At 61.9% G+C, this 19,037-nt stretch carries 14 protein-coding genes and 1 tRNA gene; 13 read left to right on the forward strand and 2 right to left on the reverse strand.

Annotation, left to right across the window (positions count from 1 at the left end; translation table 11 throughout):
- Positions 1–43 precede the first annotated feature (43 nt).
- Positions 44–1,291, forward strand: coding sequence for an FAD-binding oxidoreductase (locus FNB15_RS10680; RefSeq protein ID WP_221932631.1), 1,248 nt, complete (start codon positions 44–46; stop codon positions 1,289–1,291).
- A 10-nt stretch (positions 1,292–1,301) separates the two neighbouring features.
- Entirely contained in the window at positions 1,302–2,042 is a 741-nt protein-coding gene (locus FNB15_RS10685) for an SDR family NAD(P)-dependent oxidoreductase (protein ID WP_144068688.1), read from the forward strand.
- On the opposite strand, the gene FNB15_RS10690 is transcribed toward FNB15_RS10685, so the two are convergent.
- Positions 2,016–3,179, reverse strand: a complete 1,164-nt coding sequence (locus FNB15_RS10690) for a hypothetical protein (RefSeq protein WP_144068689.1) — start codon at positions 3,177–3,179, stop codon at positions 2,016–2,018. The two genes, FNB15_RS10685 and FNB15_RS10690, sit on opposite strands and share 27 nt — an antisense overlap.
- Positions 3,180–3,433: 254 nt before the next feature.
- Between FNB15_RS10690 and FNB15_RS10695 the strand changes: the two genes are divergently transcribed.
- From FNB15_RS10695 to FNB15_RS10705, 3 genes are all read left to right on the forward strand, one after another.
- Positions 3,434–3,667: a hypothetical protein gene (locus FNB15_RS10695; RefSeq protein ID WP_144068690.1), complete on the forward strand. Its 234-nt coding sequence runs from the start codon at positions 3,434–3,436 to the stop codon at positions 3,665–3,667.
- Positions 3,668–3,751: 84 nt separating this feature from the next.
- Positions 3,752–3,825: transfer RNA gene (locus tag FNB15_RS10700), tRNA-Gln, on the forward strand.
- A gap of 86 nt (positions 3,826–3,911) precedes the next feature.
- Positions 3,912–4,616, forward strand: coding sequence for a hypothetical protein (locus FNB15_RS10705; RefSeq protein ID WP_144068691.1), 705 nt, complete (start codon positions 3,912–3,914; stop codon positions 4,614–4,616).
- Between the two features lie 27 nt (positions 4,617–4,643).
- On the opposite strand, the gene pgmG is transcribed toward FNB15_RS10705, so the two are convergent.
- Positions 4,644–6,062: a phosphoglucomutase/phosphomannomutase PgmG gene (gene pgmG, locus FNB15_RS10710; protein ID WP_144068692.1), complete on the reverse strand. Its 1,419-nt coding sequence runs from the start codon at positions 6,060–6,062 to the stop codon at positions 4,644–4,646.
- A 969-nt stretch (positions 6,063–7,031) separates the two neighbouring features.
- Here pgmG and FNB15_RS10715 point away from each other — a divergent pair.
- From FNB15_RS10715 to FNB15_RS10750, 8 genes are all read left to right on the forward strand, one after another.
- Complete coding sequence (locus FNB15_RS10715; RefSeq protein ID WP_144068693.1) at positions 7,032–7,847, forward strand: response regulator transcription factor; 816 nt, start codon at positions 7,032–7,034, stop codon at positions 7,845–7,847.
- 94 nt (positions 7,848–7,941) lie between these two features.
- A complete protein-coding gene (locus tag FNB15_RS10720; protein ID WP_185973520.1) occupies positions 7,942–9,411 on the forward strand; it encodes a sensor histidine kinase in 1,470 nt (489 codons plus the stop codon).
- Between the two features lie 133 nt (positions 9,412–9,544).
- Entirely contained in the window at positions 9,545–11,008 is a 1,464-nt protein-coding gene (locus FNB15_RS10725) for a mannose-1-phosphate guanylyltransferase/mannose-6-phosphate isomerase (protein WP_144068695.1), read from the forward strand.
- Positions 10,995–12,005: a UDP-glucose 4-epimerase GalE gene (gene galE / locus FNB15_RS10730; protein WP_144068696.1), complete on the forward strand. Its 1,011-nt coding sequence runs from the start codon at positions 10,995–10,997 to the stop codon at positions 12,003–12,005. The genes FNB15_RS10725 and galE overlap by 14 nt, the downstream gene beginning before the upstream one ends.
- A 54-nt stretch (positions 12,006–12,059) precedes the next feature.
- Complete coding sequence (locus FNB15_RS10735) at positions 12,060–13,361, forward strand: outer membrane beta-barrel protein (protein ID WP_144068697.1); 1,302 nt, start codon at positions 12,060–12,062, stop codon at positions 13,359–13,361.
- Positions 13,362–13,518: 157 nt separating this feature from the next.
- Complete coding sequence (locus FNB15_RS10740; RefSeq protein ID WP_144068698.1) at positions 13,519–14,199, forward strand: polysaccharide biosynthesis/export family protein; 681 nt, start codon at positions 13,519–13,521, stop codon at positions 14,197–14,199.
- Positions 14,199–16,481: a GumC family protein gene (locus FNB15_RS10745; RefSeq protein WP_144068699.1), complete on the forward strand. Its 2,283-nt coding sequence runs from the start codon at positions 14,199–14,201 to the stop codon at positions 16,479–16,481. Before FNB15_RS10740 ends, FNB15_RS10745 begins: the two co-directional genes overlap by 1 nt.
- Positions 16,482–16,484: 3 nt before the next feature.
- The gene (locus FNB15_RS10750; protein WP_144068700.1) at positions 16,485–18,941 is read left to right on the forward strand and encodes a glycosyltransferase; all 2,457 of its coding nucleotides are present in this window, start codon (positions 16,485–16,487) and stop codon (positions 18,939–18,941) included.
- Positions 18,942–19,037: the final 96 nt, after the last annotated feature.

Below are 19,037 nucleotides of genomic sequence, written 5' to 3' on the forward strand. Positions count from 1 at the left end.
CATTTTCTCGTGGGGCAGACTAAAAGCGGAGCCGCACAGGATCATGTCGCCTGGCACCGCGGAGGAATTTTCTGCTCGTCTGCCGCATACGGATGGCAAGGGTCTTGCCCACGGCATGGGGCGTAGTTACGGAGATGCCTGCCTCAATAAGGGCGGGACGCTCTGGCTGACTGCGCGGCTCGACCGGTTTATAGCTTTCGACCCCACGACCGGTATTCTGGCCTGTGAGGCTGGCATGCTGCTCCGTGACATACAGAGGCTGACCGAACCATATGGCTGGATGCTTCCTGTGATGCCGGGCACCTTGATGGTCACGGTCGGCGGCGCCATTGCCAATGATGTGCATGGCAAGAATCACGTCGGTTTTGGATCATTTGGCGATCACGTCCGTCGCATCACTTTGGTTCGCACGGATGGCGAAATTATAGAGTGCAGCCCGGCGTATAGAGCTGGGTGGCTCGCTGCGACCGTGGGTGGACTTGGCCTCACCGGAGTCATTGTCGCGGCCGATCTCCAGTTGCGGCGGATGCCTGGTCCCTGGCTCGACACTGACATCCAGCCATTCGCAGGATCTGATGAGTTTTTCCAGATTGCCGATGAATCACGTCACGACTGGGAGCATATGGTGGCATGGCTCGATTGCACCTCTGTCGCTGGCCGAGGTATTTTCCAGCGCGCTAAACCTACCTGTATCAGATCGCGACCCGCTCCGCGGGTGCGGCAATGGACCGTACCTTTCACTCCGCCTGTCTCGTTTGTGAATCGCATATCACTCGGCTTACTCAACGCCGCCTATTTCCATGTCAACCGCAGCCGTTCCGGCCGAACCGTCAGACATTATGCGGCTTATCTTTTTCCACTGGATAACCTGCAACACTGGAACCGCCTTTATGGTCCGCGCGGTTTCTATCAGTATCAATGCGTATTGCCGCCAGCAGATGCACCGCATGCGGTCAAGGCCATGCTGGCCGATATTGCGCATTCAGGCGATGGCTCGGTGCTGGCAGTTCTAAAGGTATTCGGTGATCGGTCGGCCAAGGGCATGCTCAGCTTTCCGCGTCCGGGTGTGACGCTTGCTCTGGATTTTCCCAATCGCGCGGACCGCACGCTGCGGATTTTTGAACGCCTGGACGACATCCTGCGAGACGCTGGGGGATGTATCTATCCTGCCAAGGATGCGCGCATGCCGCGTGATCTGTTTGAGTCTGGATATCCTCGCCTGGACGAATTTTCCGCCTATCGCGATCCCGGCATCAGTTCGAGCCTTTCACGCCGTCTGATGGGGAGTTGATCTAGCAGCCATGACACGGATTGTCATTATCGGTGCCACTTCCGCAATCGCGGAGCATTGTGCTCGGCAGTGGATTGCAAGCGCCGAGGATATCGTGCTGGTCGGACGAAATCTTGCAGCCTTGTCGGCAGTAGCGCGGGATCTGAGGGTCCGTAATTCGCAGGCATCGATAGATGTCATGGTGTCCGGGCTTGTCGTGACGGGAGAAATCGAGTCGGTCGCAGAGGCGATATTCCAGCGGGGACGGATCGATATCGTTCTGATCGCACATGGATACTTGCCGCAGCAGGAAAGCTGCCAGCACGATCTCGCCTTATGCGGCGAGGCGATGGTGGTGAATGGCATTTCGCCGGTTCTGTGGTGCGAAGCATTTGCGACCAGGCTGGAAAAGGCCGGGCGTGGCACTCTGGCTGTCATCGGTTCTGTTGCAGGTGATCGCGGACGAAAGTCAAACTACGTCTATGGCGCGGCCAAGGGCCTTATAGCTCGCTATGTCGAGGGATTGAGGCACCGCCTGGCGGCATCGAAGGTCCGGGTCATTCTGGTGAAACCTGGACCCACGGACACGCCTATGACGGCGGCGCTGAAAGAGGATGGAGGAAGATTGGCGAATCCTAGAGATGTCGCCAGGACAATCGTGGATGGGATCGCGACAGGGAAGTCGACCATCTACGCACCTAGGAAATGGGCCTGGATTATGATGGTGGTCCGCCACCTGCCCGAGTCAATCTTCAACCAGCTTGATATCTAGCTGGCCTTGTCGGTCTCTCACCAGCAGTACAAGCGCGGCTGCAAGGAACGGGACAGTGAAGTACACATATCCTTTACCCTCCCAGTTCGCGATGTCATTGATGGATAACTCGGAGCCCCGGAAGAGTTCGGCAAAACCAATTGTTGCGAAAGGCACGAACAGGATAGCCCATACAAACAGGAACCACGACGACAGACTGGAGTCCGTTCTGAGCCACATATAAATCGAGATCACGATCCAGAGCGCTATGACGACGATAAACTGCGCTGGTGATTGGCTGTTGGCAGCGCGACCGAAAACATGCGCTGGCTGATAAAAGAGCGAGAGACGGTCGGCCCAGAGGTAGAAGATGCCATGGATGGCGATCAGGACGGAAACGGCTACCGTCGCGAAAACCAGGGCTTTTGCGCGATCGGTGCGAAACAGGCAGGTGGCTATGGCGACTGGGAACAGGAAAAAAGGCAGGCGCGCAGTGGCGACGATGCCGGACAATATCGCGATCAGGGTGATCACGAGCATGTTGTTGCGCTGCTGATGCGCAGCAATCGTCAAGGCGACGCCTGCCAAAGAAAATCCCAGAAGGTCGTGAGCCACAACATTCATCTGAAGAAAGCAGATGGAAGGGACAAGGAATAGGACAAGAGCATTTCCCCGCCAGGCCTCAATGCGGGATACCGCGTAACATGCAATCCCCATATATACTGGGATCAAGGCGAAAATCATTCCAGTTAAGGTAATTGGCGCATTCAGGATGATCCATCCTGGCCCCGGGCTGATCGGGGCGCCGTCGAACAGGGTCACCGCATAGGGATGCTGGCCCTCGAAAAACGCCACGGCAGGATCAATCAGCGCATTCGGAGCCGTACTGGGGTGTGCGGCAGTTCGGGTCAGGGGATAAAGGACGAAATTCAGCGTAGCCAGGATGAAGGCTCCCGAGAGCCAAGGTAAATTCGAGTTCGCGATCTTGTACTTCCGCAGATCGAGTCTTTCCGTGGCAATAAGCAAGATCAGTATTGCAAAGGCATAGGCCGCCCAAGGCCAAAGGAATCCCTCCGCAAACCTTTTGGCAAAGAAAGGGAGGGCAGTGATGAGCACGATCCCGAGATACAGGGTTGCCGGCCATTTCCATTTTGACATGGCTCTGTATAGCAATCCGCGCCGGTTGGGCCTAATTGATTGGTTCATGCTTGAGGAGAAGCTTGCGGTCGATTGAATATCTATCGTGATATACAAGATCCCAGGCTTGAAGCCGAAGCGTTATCCAGTGATCGAGGGGGCTTTCACTGCTGGCTCCATCTGCGCTGATTGGGCGATAGGCAAGTGGCGAATGAGCCCTCCCTGGACCTGAGCGGCCAGACAGAAGACCTGAGATCGTACTGGCGATGCCGTTTATGGTGCTTCTTGATCCGCCGCGCCGGCGCCAAGGCCAGGTGCAGCAGATCGCCGAAGCCGCGAAATTCGGCGAGGCGCCCGGCCTCATCGTGATGGCTTCCTGCGATCCTTCCAGCTTCGCCCGCGATGCCAAGGGGCTGCTGGAGGCCGGCTATCGCCTCGAACAGACCGTGCCGATCGATCAGTTCCGCTGGTCGCCACATCTGGAAATCGTCAGTATTTTCAGGCGCTAGGCTGGCCTGGCGAAGTCTGCACCGGACAGCCAAGAAGGGTTGCAAAGCCCTTCGGGACGGGCTATATCCCGGCCCGATCCCTGCTGGGGGATCGTCTAACGGTAGGACCCCAGACTCTGACTCTGGTTGTCTAGGTTCGAATCCTAGTCCCCCAGCCATTTCCCAGAATTAGATTCCCGAAATCAGCCCCCTTGCATCGGCCTTTGGGCCGCCCCAAATGCTCTGGACTGATATGGGGTAAATCATGAACATTGAGCCTCCAGGAATATTCCCTCAGCCGATTTATGCTCCGCTGGCCTTTGACTACAACCGCGCCGGCGTTGAACACGAACTGCTGGCGCTCGTGCCGCAGTTTCGCCCGATCCTGATCAGCGAAAGCTCCACTTTGCCGGAAAACCGGCGGCGCTGGTTCATGGTCGTGGATGACGAACAACTCGATCATGTCGACCGGCACCGCAATGGCGAGGCGATCGTCGGCAAGTATCGCTCACTCGAAGGCCTCGGCCTGCGTCGCGGGCCGACCGGCCTTACGGTGGATGACAGCGTGACGCGGCGCAAAGCCGATGACTGCGCCGGCTGGGACTGGGACCTGCGTTACGACGTGCCGTTGACGCGCGCCACCATCGAACGTCTGCCGTTCACGCGGTTGCGCGGCGTGCGGCTGCTCAGTCTGCCGCCCGGCGGTTTCCTGCCCACGCATCGCGATGCGGTGGATGACAGCTACTGGGAGCAGGGCCATGCCACGCTGTCGCTGCTGGTCACCGATGGCGGCCAGCCGATGCTGATGCAGGCAGAGAACGGCGAGATAAAAGCCGTGTCTGACGCAGCTTTCCTGTTCAGGGATTCGGCGCCGCATGGCGTGGCACCGGTGACGTCGCGCCGGCTGCTGCTGCGAGTCAGCGGCATCTGCGACCAGGCAGCGCTTGCTGCCATGGTGCAGATGCCGTGAACGCCAGAGGGCCTGAAGCTGCTGCGATCAGGCCGCCGTGCGTTCTTCGTCTTCGCCCAGGGCGGAGGAGATGACCGCGGGCGGGACGCCACTGGCGCTGAGCTGCTCACCCAGCGCATGTTTCAGCCGGGACAGGCCGGCCTCGTCATTGGCTTCGCAGCGCGCGACCAGCACATTCTGCGTGTTGGAGGCGCGCAGCAGCCACCAGCCATCCGCGGTTTGCACGCGCACGCCGTCGATGTCGTTCACCGCGGCGCCCGCGGCCTGCAGCCGCGACTTCACGGAATCGACGATGGGGAATTTGTCCTGCTCGCGGCATTCGATGCGCAGCTCCGGCGTATTCACCATCTCGGGCAGGCGGTCGCGCAGGTCGGCCAGGCTGCGCGGGGAGCGCGCCACGATGTTGAGCAGGCGGATGGTGGCATACAGCGCATCGTCGTAGCCGAAGTAGCGGTCGGCGAAGAAGATATGCCCGCTCATCTCGCCGGCCAGTTGCGCGCCGGTCTCGCGCATCTTCGCCTTGATCAGTGAATGGCCAGTGCGCCACATGATCGGCTTGCCGCCCATCCGCTCGATGGCATCGAACAGTGACTGGCTGGTCTTGACGTCGGCGATGATGGTGGCACCGGGCTGGCGCCGCAGGACCTCTTCCGACCACAGCATCATCAGCTGGTCGCCCCATAAGACGCGGCCCTTGTTGTCGATCACGCCGAGCCGGTCGCCATCTCCGTCGAAGGCGATGCCGAGGTCGAGATTCTGGCTCAGCACAACCTCGCGCAGCTGCTCCAGAGTTTCGGGCAGCGTCGGATCTGGATGGTGATTGGGGAAGGTGCCGTCCACGTCGCCGTTCAGCACCACATGCCGGCCGGGCAGGCGCTTGGTCAGCCGCTCCACGATAGGGCAGGCGGCGCCGTTGCCAGGATCCCAGGCCACCGATAGCGGCCGTGCCAGATCGGCATCCTGCAGGATGCGCATCGCGTAGTTGCCGGCGACCGAGCGGCGCAGCACCTTGCCGGCGCCGCTGCTGAAACTGCCGTCGCGGATGATCGCGCCCAGTTTCTGAATTTCGTCCCCGTAAATGGTCTTGCCGCCGATGGTGAGCTTGAAACCGTTATAATCGGGCGGATTATGCGAGCCGGTGATCATCGCGCCGGCATCTGTACCAAGATGATGCTCGGCGAAATACAGCATCGGCGTGGGTCCGAGACCGACCGTCAGCACATCGGCTCCGGCATGGCGCAGGCCTTTCGAGAAGGCGCGGCTGATCTGCGGTGAACTCAGGCGTCCGTCGCGGCAGAGCGCGACGCTGCGGCCGCCAGACTTGCGCACCAGAGTGCCGAAGGCCTGGCCCAGCAAATAGGCATCTTCCATCAGCAGGGTTTTACCCACGATGCCGCGAATATCGTATTCGCGCAGGATTTCCGGATTGAACTTTTCCTTGGCCATCGTCGTTTTCAACCTCCTCAAACCTGATTCTGCGCCAAATGGCGCGTACTACGGCGACGATCCAGATGATGGAAAATGCGGATCGTTTTGGGTGTGGTAAAAGCGTGGCCTTGCTGCGTGCAGGGCATATATCCATCAGTGCTGTGACTATTCCGTGGTTCGGCCACAGGTCTGACTCACGAAACTTGAAGCACATCAAGGCCGGCCTAGAATGACGAGGCTCCCGTCATGCGGCGCTGTCTCGCAATCTGCGAACTGAATCCCCCCAGCAACGTTAGGAGCGCATTGGTTTATACCCGGCTGCAACGACAGTTGGGGTACGACAGGGGAAACTCGAGAAGGCAGTGGCAGGCTTTGCGCCTGCCGCAACGACACTTGGGCGGATGCAGCTTGGCCGTGGCGACACAGTCAGGCTTCCATCCGGGAGATTATGTGTGACCCAAACAGTCCGGACGGGACATGACATGAAGTGCGCCTTGACCTGGTCTGTGACGGTACCCTGCCTGCTGGCGGTGACCGGGCTGCTTGCCGCCTGTGATGCGCGGCAGGGGCCGCTCGCGGATTACAGGTCCGGCCAGCCGAACGCGACCGCGTGGCGGCAGCCCTCCGGATCCAATGCCGCGACGGCCAGTCACGTTGCGCCCAGCAAGCGACAGACCACGGCCAGGCCGGCTGTGTCGCGATCTGGGCCGGATGACGCGTCGACTGGCACAGCCACCCCCGCGAGTGGTCCCGTCACAGCTTCCACAGCAATGCCGGGGCCGGTCGATGACAGCGGCGGCGACGTTTCGCTGGTCGGGTTGAATATGCAGCAGACGCGTGACCGGCTCGGATCGCCCACCGAAGAGATCGAGCAGTCGCCGGCCAAGGTTTGGCGTTACCGCACGACACAATGCAGCGTGGATGTCGCGATGTATCCCGACGTCCATACCCAGGTTTTCCGAGTCCTCAACTACGAGGTTAAAGGCAATGACGGTACTGAACAGGGAAGACGCAAATGCATCTCCGGCCTACGCTCCGGTTCCCTCCTCCGATGAGGGAACGGCGCGTGGCGACGGGATCAAGGTCGTCCTGGTCGATGACGATGAGGATTACCGCGAGGCCGTCGGCGGAGAACTGAGCGATCTGGGCTTCCAAGTCGTCAGTCTGCCCGATGGCGCGGCGATGTTCGAGTATTTCGGCAATGGCAACAGCAGCGACGTGATTCTGCTGGACTGGCGCATGCCGGGCGTCTCGGGCCTCGACCTTCTGGGTCAGGCGCGGCGTCGCGGCATCAACGTGCCGGTCGTTTTTCTCACCGGCATGCTGGCGGCGTCTTATGAGAATGCCGCGCTGGATGGCGGCGCGCTCGACTTCGTCAACAAGTCGCGCGGAGCAACCATCCTGGCCAAGCGGCTGAACCTGATCGTCAAGGCCGGCAAGCGGCCGCCGGAACAGCAGCAGGAAGAAGTGCTGGATTGCGGCGCGCTGCAGCTGCGCCCGCAGATCAGCCGCGCCTTCTGGCATGGCACCGACGTCAATCTCACGGTCGTGGAATTCAATATCGTGAATCTGCTCGTGCGCACAGCCGGCGAGTATGTCACCTATCGCGCAATTTACGACTGCGTTCACCATGTCGGCTTCATAGCCGGGGCAGGCGAGGATGGTTATCGAACCAATGTCCGGTCCTCTATCAAGCGGATCCGCAACAAGTTCAGGGCCATCGATGGCGACTTCGGCGAGATCGAGAATTTCCTCGCCTTCGGATACCGCTGGCGGGGAGCGGTTCGCGACACAGCGGACTGACGCGCGAGGCGCAGACGTACGGGAGGCGGAGGTTCGTAGCGAATCACTCGGCCGGCGCATACGCCGCGTTGGCGCATCGCTGACGATCAAGCTGATGGCGCTCATCGTGGTCTTCGTCGCATTACCCATCGCGCTATACGGCCAGTTCGAGGCGGCTGACGTGCAGCGTCGTGAACTGGTCAGTCGCGGTATTCAGCAGCGCAGCTGGCTGATCGCGCAGGCGCTGACGCCGATTCTCAACCAGCCCAACACGCCGCCACATAAATCGCTGAATGCAGAACTGCAGCGCTTCAGCAATGACGACCGCACGCTGCTGAAGCTGATGTTCCGTCCCGTCAATTCGCCGGGCGGTGGCAGCTTCTACTATATCGCGTCGGCGCCCGAATCGCGCATGGAACGCATCGGGCCCGAGCTGGAGACACTGGCCGAACGCGGCATCCTGCACCAGTTGGCGGAAAGTTGCGCCTGGGATAAGCCGATCGACATTCGTTACCGTCAGGCCGACGGGCATGAGGAAATCATGACCTCGATCCTGCCGATCCAGTCGCGCTGGGGCTGCTGGGTGCTGATCTCGGCGCATCCCACCACCGAATTTCTCAACATCTCGATCGGGCGATCCTACTGGCAGACGCGGGAAATCCGCATCGCCGCGGCGATCTATTTTGCCTTCGCCCTGCTGGCGATCCTGATTGCACTCAGCGTCTGGCGCAGCCTGCATCATTTCCGCAAGGCGGCGCGCGAGGTGCGCCAGGGCCGCGTGACGGAGTATCCCTTTGCCGATCGCAATATCGTGCCCGAGCTGACCAGTGTGGCGAAGGACTTCGACTATCTGGTGCACGACCTGCGCAACATCGCGCAGGACATCCGCCAGACTGCCGAGGACAATGCGCATTCCTTCAAGGGACCGCTGGCCACCATCCATGCCTCGCTGGAGCCGATCCGGCGAACTCTGCCTGAAGGCCATCCGCGAGCCAGTCGCGCCGTTGGCCTGATCGAGGCCTCGCTCACCCGACTGAACATGCTGGTGAACTCCACCCAGCGCCTTGATCTAAACACCGCCGACATGATTGACGCACCACGCCTGCAGATCGACATCACCCGGCTGGTGGCCGACGTGTTGCTGCGCTACCGCGACATCCTGCAGGAGCGGCAGATCAGGCTGGTCCGCACGCTGGAGGAAGATGCCGTCATCCGCGCCGCGCAGGGCGTGGTCGATATCGTGTTCGAGAATATCCTCGATAATGCGATCAGCTTCTCGTCGCCGGTCGGCACCATTGCTGTCTATCTGTTCCGCGAAGCCAACAGTGTGCATCTGCATGTCGATGACGAAGGGCCGGGCGTCGATCCGCGCAAGATCGAGCATATCTTCGATCGTTACTTCTCGGTGCGGCCGAAGGAGCACAAGCTGCAGCATGATTCTGCGAATGGCGAAGGTGCGAAACACGCGGGGCTTGGCCTGTGGATCGTTCGCCGCAACATCGAGGCGATCGGCGGCAGCATCAGCGCGGTAAACCGCATCGGTGGCGGCCTGAGCGTGCGTATCGTGCTGCCCTATGCGCGCTGACGCCAATCTGTCGATGCATTTTATGTATTGATTCTGCTGCATTTCTCGCGCAGGCAACCACAGTTTGATCACTGGCTCCTGTAAGTGGCCATCGACATAGTCGGCTGAAGTTCATGCAGCCACGAGGTCGACAATGAATGCCATCATCGAGCAGCGCCAGACTCTTCAGCAGGGTGCGTCGCGCATTCATCCGGTGATTCTTGCCGGCGGTTCCGGTACGCGCCTGTGGCCGCTATCACGATCCGCCTTCCCGAAACAGCTGCTGTCGCTGGTCTCCGAGCGCAGCCTGTTGCAGGAAACAGTGCAGCGCAGCGGCGGGGAGTTCGGTTTCGCCGGGCCGGTGCTGATCTGCAACGAGGATCACCGCTTCCTCATCGACGACCAGATCCGCGAGCTCGGCATCGAGCCACAGAAAATCCTGCTCGAGCCGTCGGCGCGCAATACTGCGCCGGCGCTGGCTGCCGTGGCGCATTGGCTGCTGGCGCAGGATCCGAAGGCGATGATGCTGGTGCAGCCAGCCGATCACGCCATCGGCGCGCCGCAGGAACTGCACCGCGCCATACAGACCGGTATGGTGGCAGCCGAGAAGGGGCATCTCGTCACCTTCGGCATCCGGCCGGATCGTCCGGAACCGGGCTACGGCTATATCAAGGTTGGGCCGATGATGGAGCAGTCCGACCATGTCCGTGTCGTCGACCGCTTCGTGGAGAAGCCCGATGTGGCCACCGCGCAGCAGTATCTCGATAGCGGCGCCTATTGCTGGAACAGCGGCATCTTCCTGATGTTGGCGCGGCGTTATCTGGAAGAACTGGAGCGCCTGCATCCCGAAATCCATGCAGCCAGCGCCCGCGCGGTGGCTGATGGCAAGGAGGATCTCGGTTTTCTCCGCCTCGACGCCGACGCATTCGCCTCGGCGGCTGCCCTGTCGATTGACCATGCGGTGATGGAACACACCAAAGATGCCGCGGTGGTGCCGGTCGATATGGCTTGGAACGATCTCGGTTCGTGGAAGGCGCTGCGTGAAAATACGACGAGCGATGGCGACGGCAACGTGATCTGCGGCGACGTGGTAACACGCGATTCGCATAACTCCTACCTGCGCAGCGAAGACAAGCTGCTGGCCGTGATCGGTCTGGATGACGTTGTGGTGGTATCGACGGACGATGCCGTGCTGGTCGCCAGGGCCGACCGCGTGGATGAAGTGTCGCGCGTGGTCGAGCAGCTCAAGCAGCGCAACCGGTCTGAATCGGTCTCGCACAGCACCTGCTATCGCCCTTGGGGCAGCTATCGCTCGGTCGATATCGGCGACCGTTTCCAGGTCAAGCGCATCACCGTGAAGCCGGGCGGCAAACTGAGCCTGCAGAAGCACTATCATCGCGCCGAACACTGGGTCGTGGTGCATGGCACCGCGCTGGTGCAGCGCGACGACGAGAGCCTGCTGCTGCGTGAGAATGAATCGGTCTATATCCCGATCGGTGCGACGCACCGGCTGGAGAATCCGGGCAAGCTGCCGCTGCATCTGATTGAGGTGCAGGCGGGCTCGTATCTGGGTGAGGATGATATCGTGCGCCTGGTGGACACCTATGGTCGCGCCTGATCGGCCGGCTATCCTGGTTACTGGCGGTGCCGGCTATATCGGCAGCCATGTCTGCAAGGCATTGGATGCGGCCGGCTATCTGCCGGTGACCTACGACAATCTCTGCGCCGGCCATCCCTGGGCGGTGCGCTGGGGTCCGCTGGAAGGCGGTGACCTTGTCGACTCTGAACGGCTGGACGAGGTGATGCGCAAATACAAGCCCATCGCCGTGATCCATCTCGCCGGTCTGATCGTGGTCAGCGAGTCGGTGAAGGACCCGGCGCAGTATTACCTCAACAATGTCAGCGGCAGCATCGATCTGCTGGATGCCATGCGTCGCAACGGCATCGAGCGCATCGTGTTTTCCTCCAGCGCCGCGGTTTATGGCGAGCCGGAAACCACGCCGATGCCGGAGAGTCATCCGCAGCATCCGCTCAATCCCTATGGCACCAGCAAGCTGATGATCGAGCGTGTGTTGCAGGATTATGCCCGCGCTTACAACATGCATTCGGTGTCGCTGCGCTACTTCAATGCTGCCGGCGCCGATGCCGGCGGCGAGATCGGCGAGGCGCATCCGGTGGAAACCCATCTGATCCCGCTGGTGCTGGAAGTCGCGGCCGGCAAACGGCACTACGCCGCCATCTTCGGCGACGGCTATCCCACCCCGGATGGCACCTGCATACGTGATTATATCCACGTCTCGGATCTGGCTCAGGCCCATGTCCTGGCCTTGCGCTATCTCGACAGTTCGGTCGGCGCCCATGCCTTCAACCTGGGCAACGGGACCGGGGCGACGGTGCGCGAGGTCATCGAGGTGGCGCGCAAGGTCACCGGTCATGCAATTCCTGCGCGTATCGAGCCGCCGCGGCCGGGCGATCCGGCCGTCCTGCTGGCCGATCCGGGCCGGGCCCGGCAGCTGCTTGGCTGGCAGCCGGCCCTCTCCGGGCTGGAGCAGATGGTTTCCTCAGCCTGGTCCTGGCAACAACGAGTTCCCTCGCCCCAGCAAATTATGCTATAAGCCCCAATCAAATCAGCGCTTTGACAAAAAACAGCAGTATCGACGAGGGCGTGCATGCGACAGTATTTCGGGGCGGCGACGGTAGTCCTGTCGGCAGGACTGGCGGTTTTCTCCATGGGCTCGCTGACGGTGAGCCGAGCGGTGGCACAGACGCCGCCACGGACCTCGCAGGACGCGCAGATTTCGGCCGCACCCGAACGCGGCGAAACCGTACTGACCCGCCCGCGCCCGGAATATGATCCGGTCGGCGTGCGCATGGGCGGCTTCATGCTGTATCCCGAGCTTGGCCTGCAGCAGAGCTACAACAGCAACATCTTCGCCACATCGTCGAACGAGCAGAGCGATTTCATCACCTCGGTCGAACCCAGTCTCGATCTGCGCTCGAACTGGAACAACCATGCCCTGAACCTGCATGCCGATTCCCAGGTCGTGAGCTACTGGGACAACGACGACGAAAACTACACCGACTACACGCTGTCGGCCGATGGCCGCGTCGATGTGCTGCGCGACCTTCGTCTGTTTGCCGGCGCGGGCTACCAGATCCGCCACGAACCGCGCTCCTCGCCCGACAACCAGGGCGGTACCGAGCCGACTGAATACAGCGTGACCGGCGCCAATCTGGGTGCGGAGAAAGACTTCAATCGCCTGTCCTTCCGCCTCGACGGCAAGACCGAGCGCTACGAATACGACAGTGTGCGGACGTCGGCGGGTGCGTTGATCGACCAGAGCGGCCGTGATCGCGATCAGCATGAGATCGGCCTGCGCACCGGCTACGAGATCGCACCGCTGCGCAAGGTCTATCTGCTCACCAGCTTCAACACGCGCGACTACGACACGCTGACCGGTGGCTTCAACCGTGATTCGGACGGCTACCTGGTTGCCGCCGGCACGCAGTATGATCTCACCGGCCTGGTCTTCCTCGATGCCTATGCCGGTTATCGCAGCCAGGATTACTCCGACAGCCGCCTGCGTGAGATGAGCGGCTGGGCCAGCGGCATCAAGGTCACCTGGAACGTCACGCCGCTGACCACCGTCACCGGCACGCTGGATCGCGATATCCAGGAAACCACGCAGGCCAATGCCTCGGGTTATTTCCAGACCAAGGCTGAGCTGCGCGTCGATCATGAACTGCTGCGCAACCTGATCCTGACGGCGTCGCTGGGCTACCAGAACGACGACTTCCAGGGCATCTCGCGCGATGATGACTACACCCTCGCCGGGTTGGGCGCGAAATACCTGATCAACCGCAATTTCACGCTGTCGGGTGGCTATGGCTATCGCAGCCGCGAGTCCAACGTCACCGGCGGCGATTTTGACGAAAATGTGGTGATGGTGCGTCTCGGCGCGCAACTCTAAGAGAACCGGCATTTTTGCCGGCTCAAAACCACTGTTAGGTCACACCAAAAATAGCCGGCCGTTGCTAGCGTAAGCATGCACGGCCGCACTGGCCACGCCTGCAAAGGCGGTCGCGTCTGTACGGCGCCGTGCGTTCTGAAACAACAGACGTGCCGCCATGCAAACCCGCCATACCCTCCGCACCGTAAAGGTGTCCGCAATCGTCCCTGCCATGCTGGCTGTTGTGCTGCTCGCCACGCAGGCAATGGCCCAGCCTGCGTCCCAGGGCGCTGCGCCGTCGCAGCCTCTCACGCAGCGCGCCGCACCGGCCGCGGCGTCAGGTCAGGCAGCACCTAGCCAGGCTGCACCGGGTCAGTCCGCCGCGCTCAAGGCCGATGACAGCTATCGCCTCGGTTCCGGCGACCGTGTCCGTGTCACCGTCTATGGCCAGCCCGAACTGACCGGCGAATACGCCGTCGATGGCGGCGGCCAGATGTCCTATCCGCTGGTCGGCCAGATCCGCGCCGGCGGCATGACGGCGCACGAGCTGGAACGCGCGCTGATCGGCAAGCTCTCGCCGGACTACCTGAAGAATCCCAGCATCAGTGTCGAGGTGCTGACCTTCCGGCCCTTCTATATCGTCGGCGAAGTTCGTACCCCGGGCAGCTATCCCTTCGTCAACGGCATGACCGTGTTGAATGCCGTGGCGCTGGCAGGTGGCTTCACCTACCGCGCGCGCGAGAATTCCTTCTACGTTACCCGCACTGGCGAAGACGGCGCGAAGAACAAGGTCAGCGCCGGTGCCGATGCAACCATTTTACCGGGCGATATCATCACCGTCCGAGAACGGTATTTCTGATGGCTCTCCCTGATCGCTTCAATCCGCAGCCGATCCATCCGCCGGTTGCCTATGCTCCGCCGCCGGTCTACGTGCCGCAGCAGGGCAAGGAAACCGATTTCTTCGACACGCTGCGCAAGCTGTGGCGTCATCGCGGTACGATCTTCGTCAGTACTTTCGTCTTTACGGCTGCGGCGGTTCTGGTGGCTCGCCAGATTCCGGCGCATTACATCGCCGATGCCAGGATTCTGGTCGGGGTACCCACGGCGCGGGCGCTGAATATCGAGGCGATCATTGCTGATATCAGCCCCGACGCCGAGCGCATCCAGAACGAATCCTATGTGATCCAGTCGCGCGATGTGGCGCGCAGTGTGATCGACAGGCTGAAGCTGAAGGACAATCCCGAATTCAATCCGGTCTTGCGCCCGGAACCCGGCTGGCTGACCTATCTCGACCCGATGCGTTACCTGCCGGATTCGATCAAGGCCTATATGCCGGGCCAGAAGGCCCCAAAGGACCAGGCGGATGTCTCTCCCGAGGTGAAGGCCGAGCAGGAAATGAACGGCATCATCGATACGCTGCTGGCCAAAGTCGAGGTGACGACGCTGGGCCGGTCGCATGTGCTGAACATCGAGGCGCGTTCGATCGCGCCTGACACTGCCGCGGCCGTGGCCAATGGTTTCGGTCAGGCCTATCTGGCGCGCCAGCGCAGCGACAAGGTTGAGGCCGGCGAAGAAGTCGAGAAATTCCTGGCCGACCGCATCGCGAGTTTGCGCGACCAGGTGGAGAAATCCGACCGCGCGGTGGAGGAATATCGCCGCGCCAACAATCTATACCAGGGTGCCAGCGCCAGCGTGACGGCGCAGCAGATGACCGAACTCAACACCCAGCTGATCGTGGCGCAGACCGCCAAGGCCGAGGCCGACTCGCGCCTGGGCGAGGCGCAGGCCCTGCGCCGCACCGGTGTGGATAACCAAAGCGTGCCGCAGGTGCTGCAGTCGCCGGTGGTGCAGCAGCTCAAGGCGCAGCAGGCCGAGGCGGATCGCCGTCTTGCCGACCTGTCCGGCAGCCTGGGTCCGCAGCATCCGCGCGTGGTCGGTGCCAAGGCAGAGATCGCCGATATCCGCGGCAAGCTGAATGCCGAGGTCGGCCGCATCATTCAAAGCCTGCAGCACGAGGCACGCACGACAAACGCCCGTTATGAAGCATTGCGTCAGAACTTCAGCCGCCTGCAGGGACAAGCCGGCGGCGTGAACGAAAAATCGATCCGCCTGAATGCGCTGGAGCGCGACGCCACGGTAAATCGCAACCTGCTTGAGCAGATGATGAGCCGCGCCAAGGAAACCGTTGGCCAGGATCTGCTGCAGAAGCCGAATGCCAAGCTGATCTCGGCTGCGGCCCCGCCGACGCAGCCGGGCTTCCCGCCCAAGACCCTGCTGGTCTTCCTGGGCGCCGTGGCCGGTGCGCTGATCGGTATGGCCTACGCCTTGTTGCGTGAGGGTGTCGATCGCACCTTCCGTCGCGCCGACCAGATTGAATCCCTCACCGGCCTGCCGGTACTGGCCATGATTCCAACGCTGCGCGGCAGCATCACGCCGATCGCGCATGTGCTGCGCAAGCCGGTCTCGCCTTACAGCGAGGCACTGCGCAAGCTGCATATCGGGCTCGAACTGTCCGAGGCGGCGCAGTCGCCCAAGACCGTGCTGTTTGGCTCCGCCGTGCCGGGTGAGGGCAAGACAGTGCTGGTCGCCTCAATGGGCCGCATGCTGGCCAGCCATGGTCGCCGCATCCTGATGATCGACTGCGACTGGCGCAATCCCCGCCTGCACAAGGCATTCCAGTGCCAGAACCGCAACGGCTTGGCTGAACTGCTGTGCGATCAGCCCGAGCGAATCGAGGACTGCATCTTTACCGACACGCTGTCGGGTGCCGACCTGATTCCGTCGGGTGTTTTCACGCCGCAGGCGATGCGCTACCTCACCACGGATCGCATGAAAATGATTCTGCATGCGCTGGCGCCGCGCTACGACATGATCTTCCTGGATACCGCCCCGGTTCTGGTCGGTGCCGAGGTGCTGACGCTGTCGCGCATGGTCGACAAGGTCGCTTTCGTCGTGCGCTGGGGCGATACCAAGCGCGATGCGGTGATGGAGGCCATGAAAGACCTGATCGAGGTAAACGCCGATGTAGCCGGAATCGCCATGACCCGCGTCGATCCGAAGGGCTATCGCAGCTATTCCTACAGCGAGCTGAACTACGAATATGAAAGGCCGATGCTGGCCAAGCCGGTCAACTGGAGTTGACGCATGGTTCGTCAACTCGAGGATTCGCGTGAGCCGGTCCTCTTCGTGACGCAGCATTACTCACCGGAAGTGATCGGTTCCGCGCCGTATTGCGTCGATCTGGCCGAGGGGCTGGTACGCAGGGGCCGGCAGGTCACCGTGCTGGCCGGTCTGCCGCATTATCCAGATCCGGCTGAATTCGAAGCTTTCATGGACGACCCGCCGCTGCGGCAGAACCTGTCCGGTGTAATGGTCGAGCGGCTGCACAGCTGGCTGCCGAAACGCCGCTCGGCGCTGCTGCGGGTGGCTGGTGAACTTGCCTTTATGCTCACCGGGCTGTTTGCGCTGCTGCGCGGCCGGTTCAAGCGCCATGAAGTGGTGATCTCGCTCTGCCCGTCGATCTTCGCGGTCCTGCTCGGCATGATGGCGAAGATGCGCGGCGGTCGCCATGTCGCCATGGTGCATGACGTTCAGTCCGGCCTGGCGCAAAGCCTGGGCATCGTCCGTTTCGGATTTCTGGTGCGGCTGATGCGGCTGGCTGAACGCTTCATTCTCAACCGCGTCGACCTGATCCTGGTGCTGTCGACTGAAATGGCCGCCACCTTGCGCGGCCTGGGCGTGACGCAGCCGATCGAAGTGCTGCCGATCTGGGTCGATATCGATGCCATCCGGCCACGTCCGGTGCCGACGGACCAGCCGATCACGGTTCTCTACAGCGGCAATTTCGGTCGCAAGCAGGGGCTGGATCAGCTTGTCGAGCTGGCTGCTGAACTGGCGCAAAAGCGCCCGGAGGTACGCCTGCTGCTGCGCGGCTCGGGCGGCGAGCGTGCCGCCGTGATGGCGGCCGTGGCCGAACGCAGCCTGACCAATGTCGAATTCGGAGATCTGGTAGCACGCGAACAGCTGGGCCGGGCGCTGGCCGAGGCCACATTGCATCTGGTGCCGCAAAAGCCCGACGGCGCCGATTTTGCTGTGCCATCGAAAATCTACAACATCATGGCGGCCGGCCGCTGCTTCGTCACGACGGCCTTGCCGGGCAGTGCCCTGTGGAACCTGCAGGCGCAGACCAGGGCTTTCATCTGCGTGCAGCCTCAGGATACGGCCGCGCTGACCCAGGCGGTGATTGAGTTGCTGGATGATCCGGCGCGTTGTCGTGCCATGGCGGGGCTGGGCCGGGCGCATATCGAGGAGCAGCACGCTCGCGACACGCTGGTCGCGCGAATCGATACATGGCTGATCTCGCTGTGCCGCGAAGGCAGCCTGCCGGGGCATCGCCGTGATCTGTTGGTGCTGGAACCCGACGGCGACGGCCATGCAGAGGAATGGCTGCGGCATCTGCTGGTGCATCTGGGGCGTCAAAGCCAGGTCGAACGCATCTGGCTCGCGATTCCGGGCAACCTGCGCGACCGCCTGACCGAGCAGTTACCGGCGCATCTGCGCCACCGTATCGGCCTGCTGGCGCTCACGCCAACGGAGCTGCACTACTGTACGCATCGCCGCCTGGCGATCAGCGGCATGGCACGCTGGTGGGTGATGCGCCGCTACCTGATCCGCACCGGCGCCGAGATCGGCTATTTCCTGTCACTGGATCATCTTTCGCTGCCGCTGGGCCTGGGTCTTGGCGCTGGCGGACGGCGGTTGAGCGGCATCCTGTTCCGCCCCTCGGTGCATTACCACGAGATCGGTAATTATAAGCCGAGCCTGGGTGAGAAGCTGCGCGACTGGCGGAAAGCAGTGCTGTACCGCGGCATGTTGCGCAATCCGGCCGTAGATGCCGTGTTGACGCTCGATCCGTTTTTCGCCGATTTCGCGTCTGAGCATTATCCGGGCGGCAAGAAGGTGGCACCGGTGCCGGATCCGGCCTTTCCCGTCGTGGCAATTCCCGCCAACGACGACCACACGCCGGCCGGCCTGCCGCAGGATCGACAAGTGCTGCTGCTGTTCGGGGCGCTGACCGAGCGCAAGGGCGTGCTGCATCTGCTGGAGGCGCTGCGGCGCCTGCCGGATGCCACCGCGAGCAAAACCGCTGTGATCATTGCAGGGCGGGTGGCACCTGAGATCAGCGACAGGTTCTTTGCGAAAGAAGCGCATGTCCGCCGCGAAAAAGCGGGGCTTTGGCTGAAAGTGGAGAATCGCTGGCTGAGCAGCGCCGAAATTGCCGCGCTGGTGCGGCGTTGCGACATCGTGCTGGCGCCGTATCAGCGCTTTGTCGGCTCCAGTGGTGTTCTGCTCTGGGCGGCGCACGCCGGAAAACCGTTGCTGACCCAGGACTACGGTCTGCTCGGTCGGCTGGTGCGAGATCACGGTCTCGGCATTGCCGTCGATACGGGCAATCCGAACGATCTGGCGGCAGCCATCACCGGCATGATCGACCAGAATCCGCAAACCCTGCTTGATACGCGTGCAGCTGCCGCATTTGTATCGCAGCGCACACCCGAAACGTTCGCATCGCATATCTACGCCAGCTTGCGCGGTTCCTGACGCGCGGTGACCGTTCTGTTGCATCGCAACGGAACAACCCCGGCTTGGTCACAAGACCTTGCATAAGCCGTATGGCACATCGAACCGGTAGCGCGG

The organism is Ferrovibrio terrae (genome assembly GCF_007197755.1).
Classification (GTDB): Bacteria; Pseudomonadota; Alphaproteobacteria; order Ferrovibrionales; family Ferrovibrionaceae; genus Ferrovibrio; species Ferrovibrio terrae.

Excerpts from the sequence above, each read along its gene's own strand:
- FNB15_RS10715 (WP_144068693.1), top strand. The coding sequence starts at position 7,032 with ATGACGGTACTGAACAGGGAAGACGCAAATGCATCTCCGGCCTACGCT.
- pgmG (WP_144068692.1), bottom strand. The coding sequence starts at position 6,062 with ATGGCCAAGGAAAAGTTCAATCCGGAAATCCTGCGCGAATACGATATT.
- FNB15_RS10690 (WP_144068689.1), bottom strand. The coding sequence starts at position 3,179 with ATGTCAAAATGGAAATGGCCGGCAACCCTGTATCTCGGGATCGTGCTC.
- FNB15_RS10735 (WP_144068697.1), top strand. The coding sequence starts at position 12,060 with ATGCGACAGTATTTCGGGGCGGCGACGGTAGTCCTGTCGGCAGGACTG.
- galE (WP_144068696.1), top strand. The coding sequence starts at position 10,995 with ATGGTCGCGCCTGATCGGCCGGCTATCCTGGTTACTGGCGGTGCCGGC.
- FNB15_RS10680 (WP_221932631.1), top strand. The coding sequence starts at position 44 with ATGTCGCCTGGCACCGCGGAGGAATTTTCTGCTCGTCTGCCGCATACG.
- FNB15_RS10725 (WP_144068695.1), top strand. The coding sequence starts at position 9,545 with ATGAATGCCATCATCGAGCAGCGCCAGACTCTTCAGCAGGGTGCGTCG.
- FNB15_RS10695 (WP_144068690.1), top strand. The coding sequence starts at position 3,434 with ATGGTGCTTCTTGATCCGCCGCGCCGGCGCCAAGGCCAGGTGCAGCAG.
- FNB15_RS10685 (WP_144068688.1), top strand. The coding sequence starts at position 1,302 with ATGACACGGATTGTCATTATCGGTGCCACTTCCGCAATCGCGGAGCAT.
- FNB15_RS10745 (WP_144068699.1), top strand. The coding sequence starts at position 14,199 with ATGGCTCTCCCTGATCGCTTCAATCCGCAGCCGATCCATCCGCCGGTT.
- FNB15_RS10740 (WP_144068698.1), top strand. The coding sequence starts at position 13,519 with ATGCAAACCCGCCATACCCTCCGCACCGTAAAGGTGTCCGCAATCGTC.
- FNB15_RS10705 (WP_144068691.1), top strand. The coding sequence starts at position 3,912 with ATGAACATTGAGCCTCCAGGAATATTCCCTCAGCCGATTTATGCTCCG.
- FNB15_RS10720 (WP_185973520.1), top strand. The coding sequence starts at position 7,942 with ATGGCGCTCATCGTGGTCTTCGTCGCATTACCCATCGCGCTATACGGC.
- FNB15_RS10750 (WP_144068700.1), top strand. The coding sequence starts at position 16,485 with ATGGTTCGTCAACTCGAGGATTCGCGTGAGCCGGTCCTCTTCGTGACG.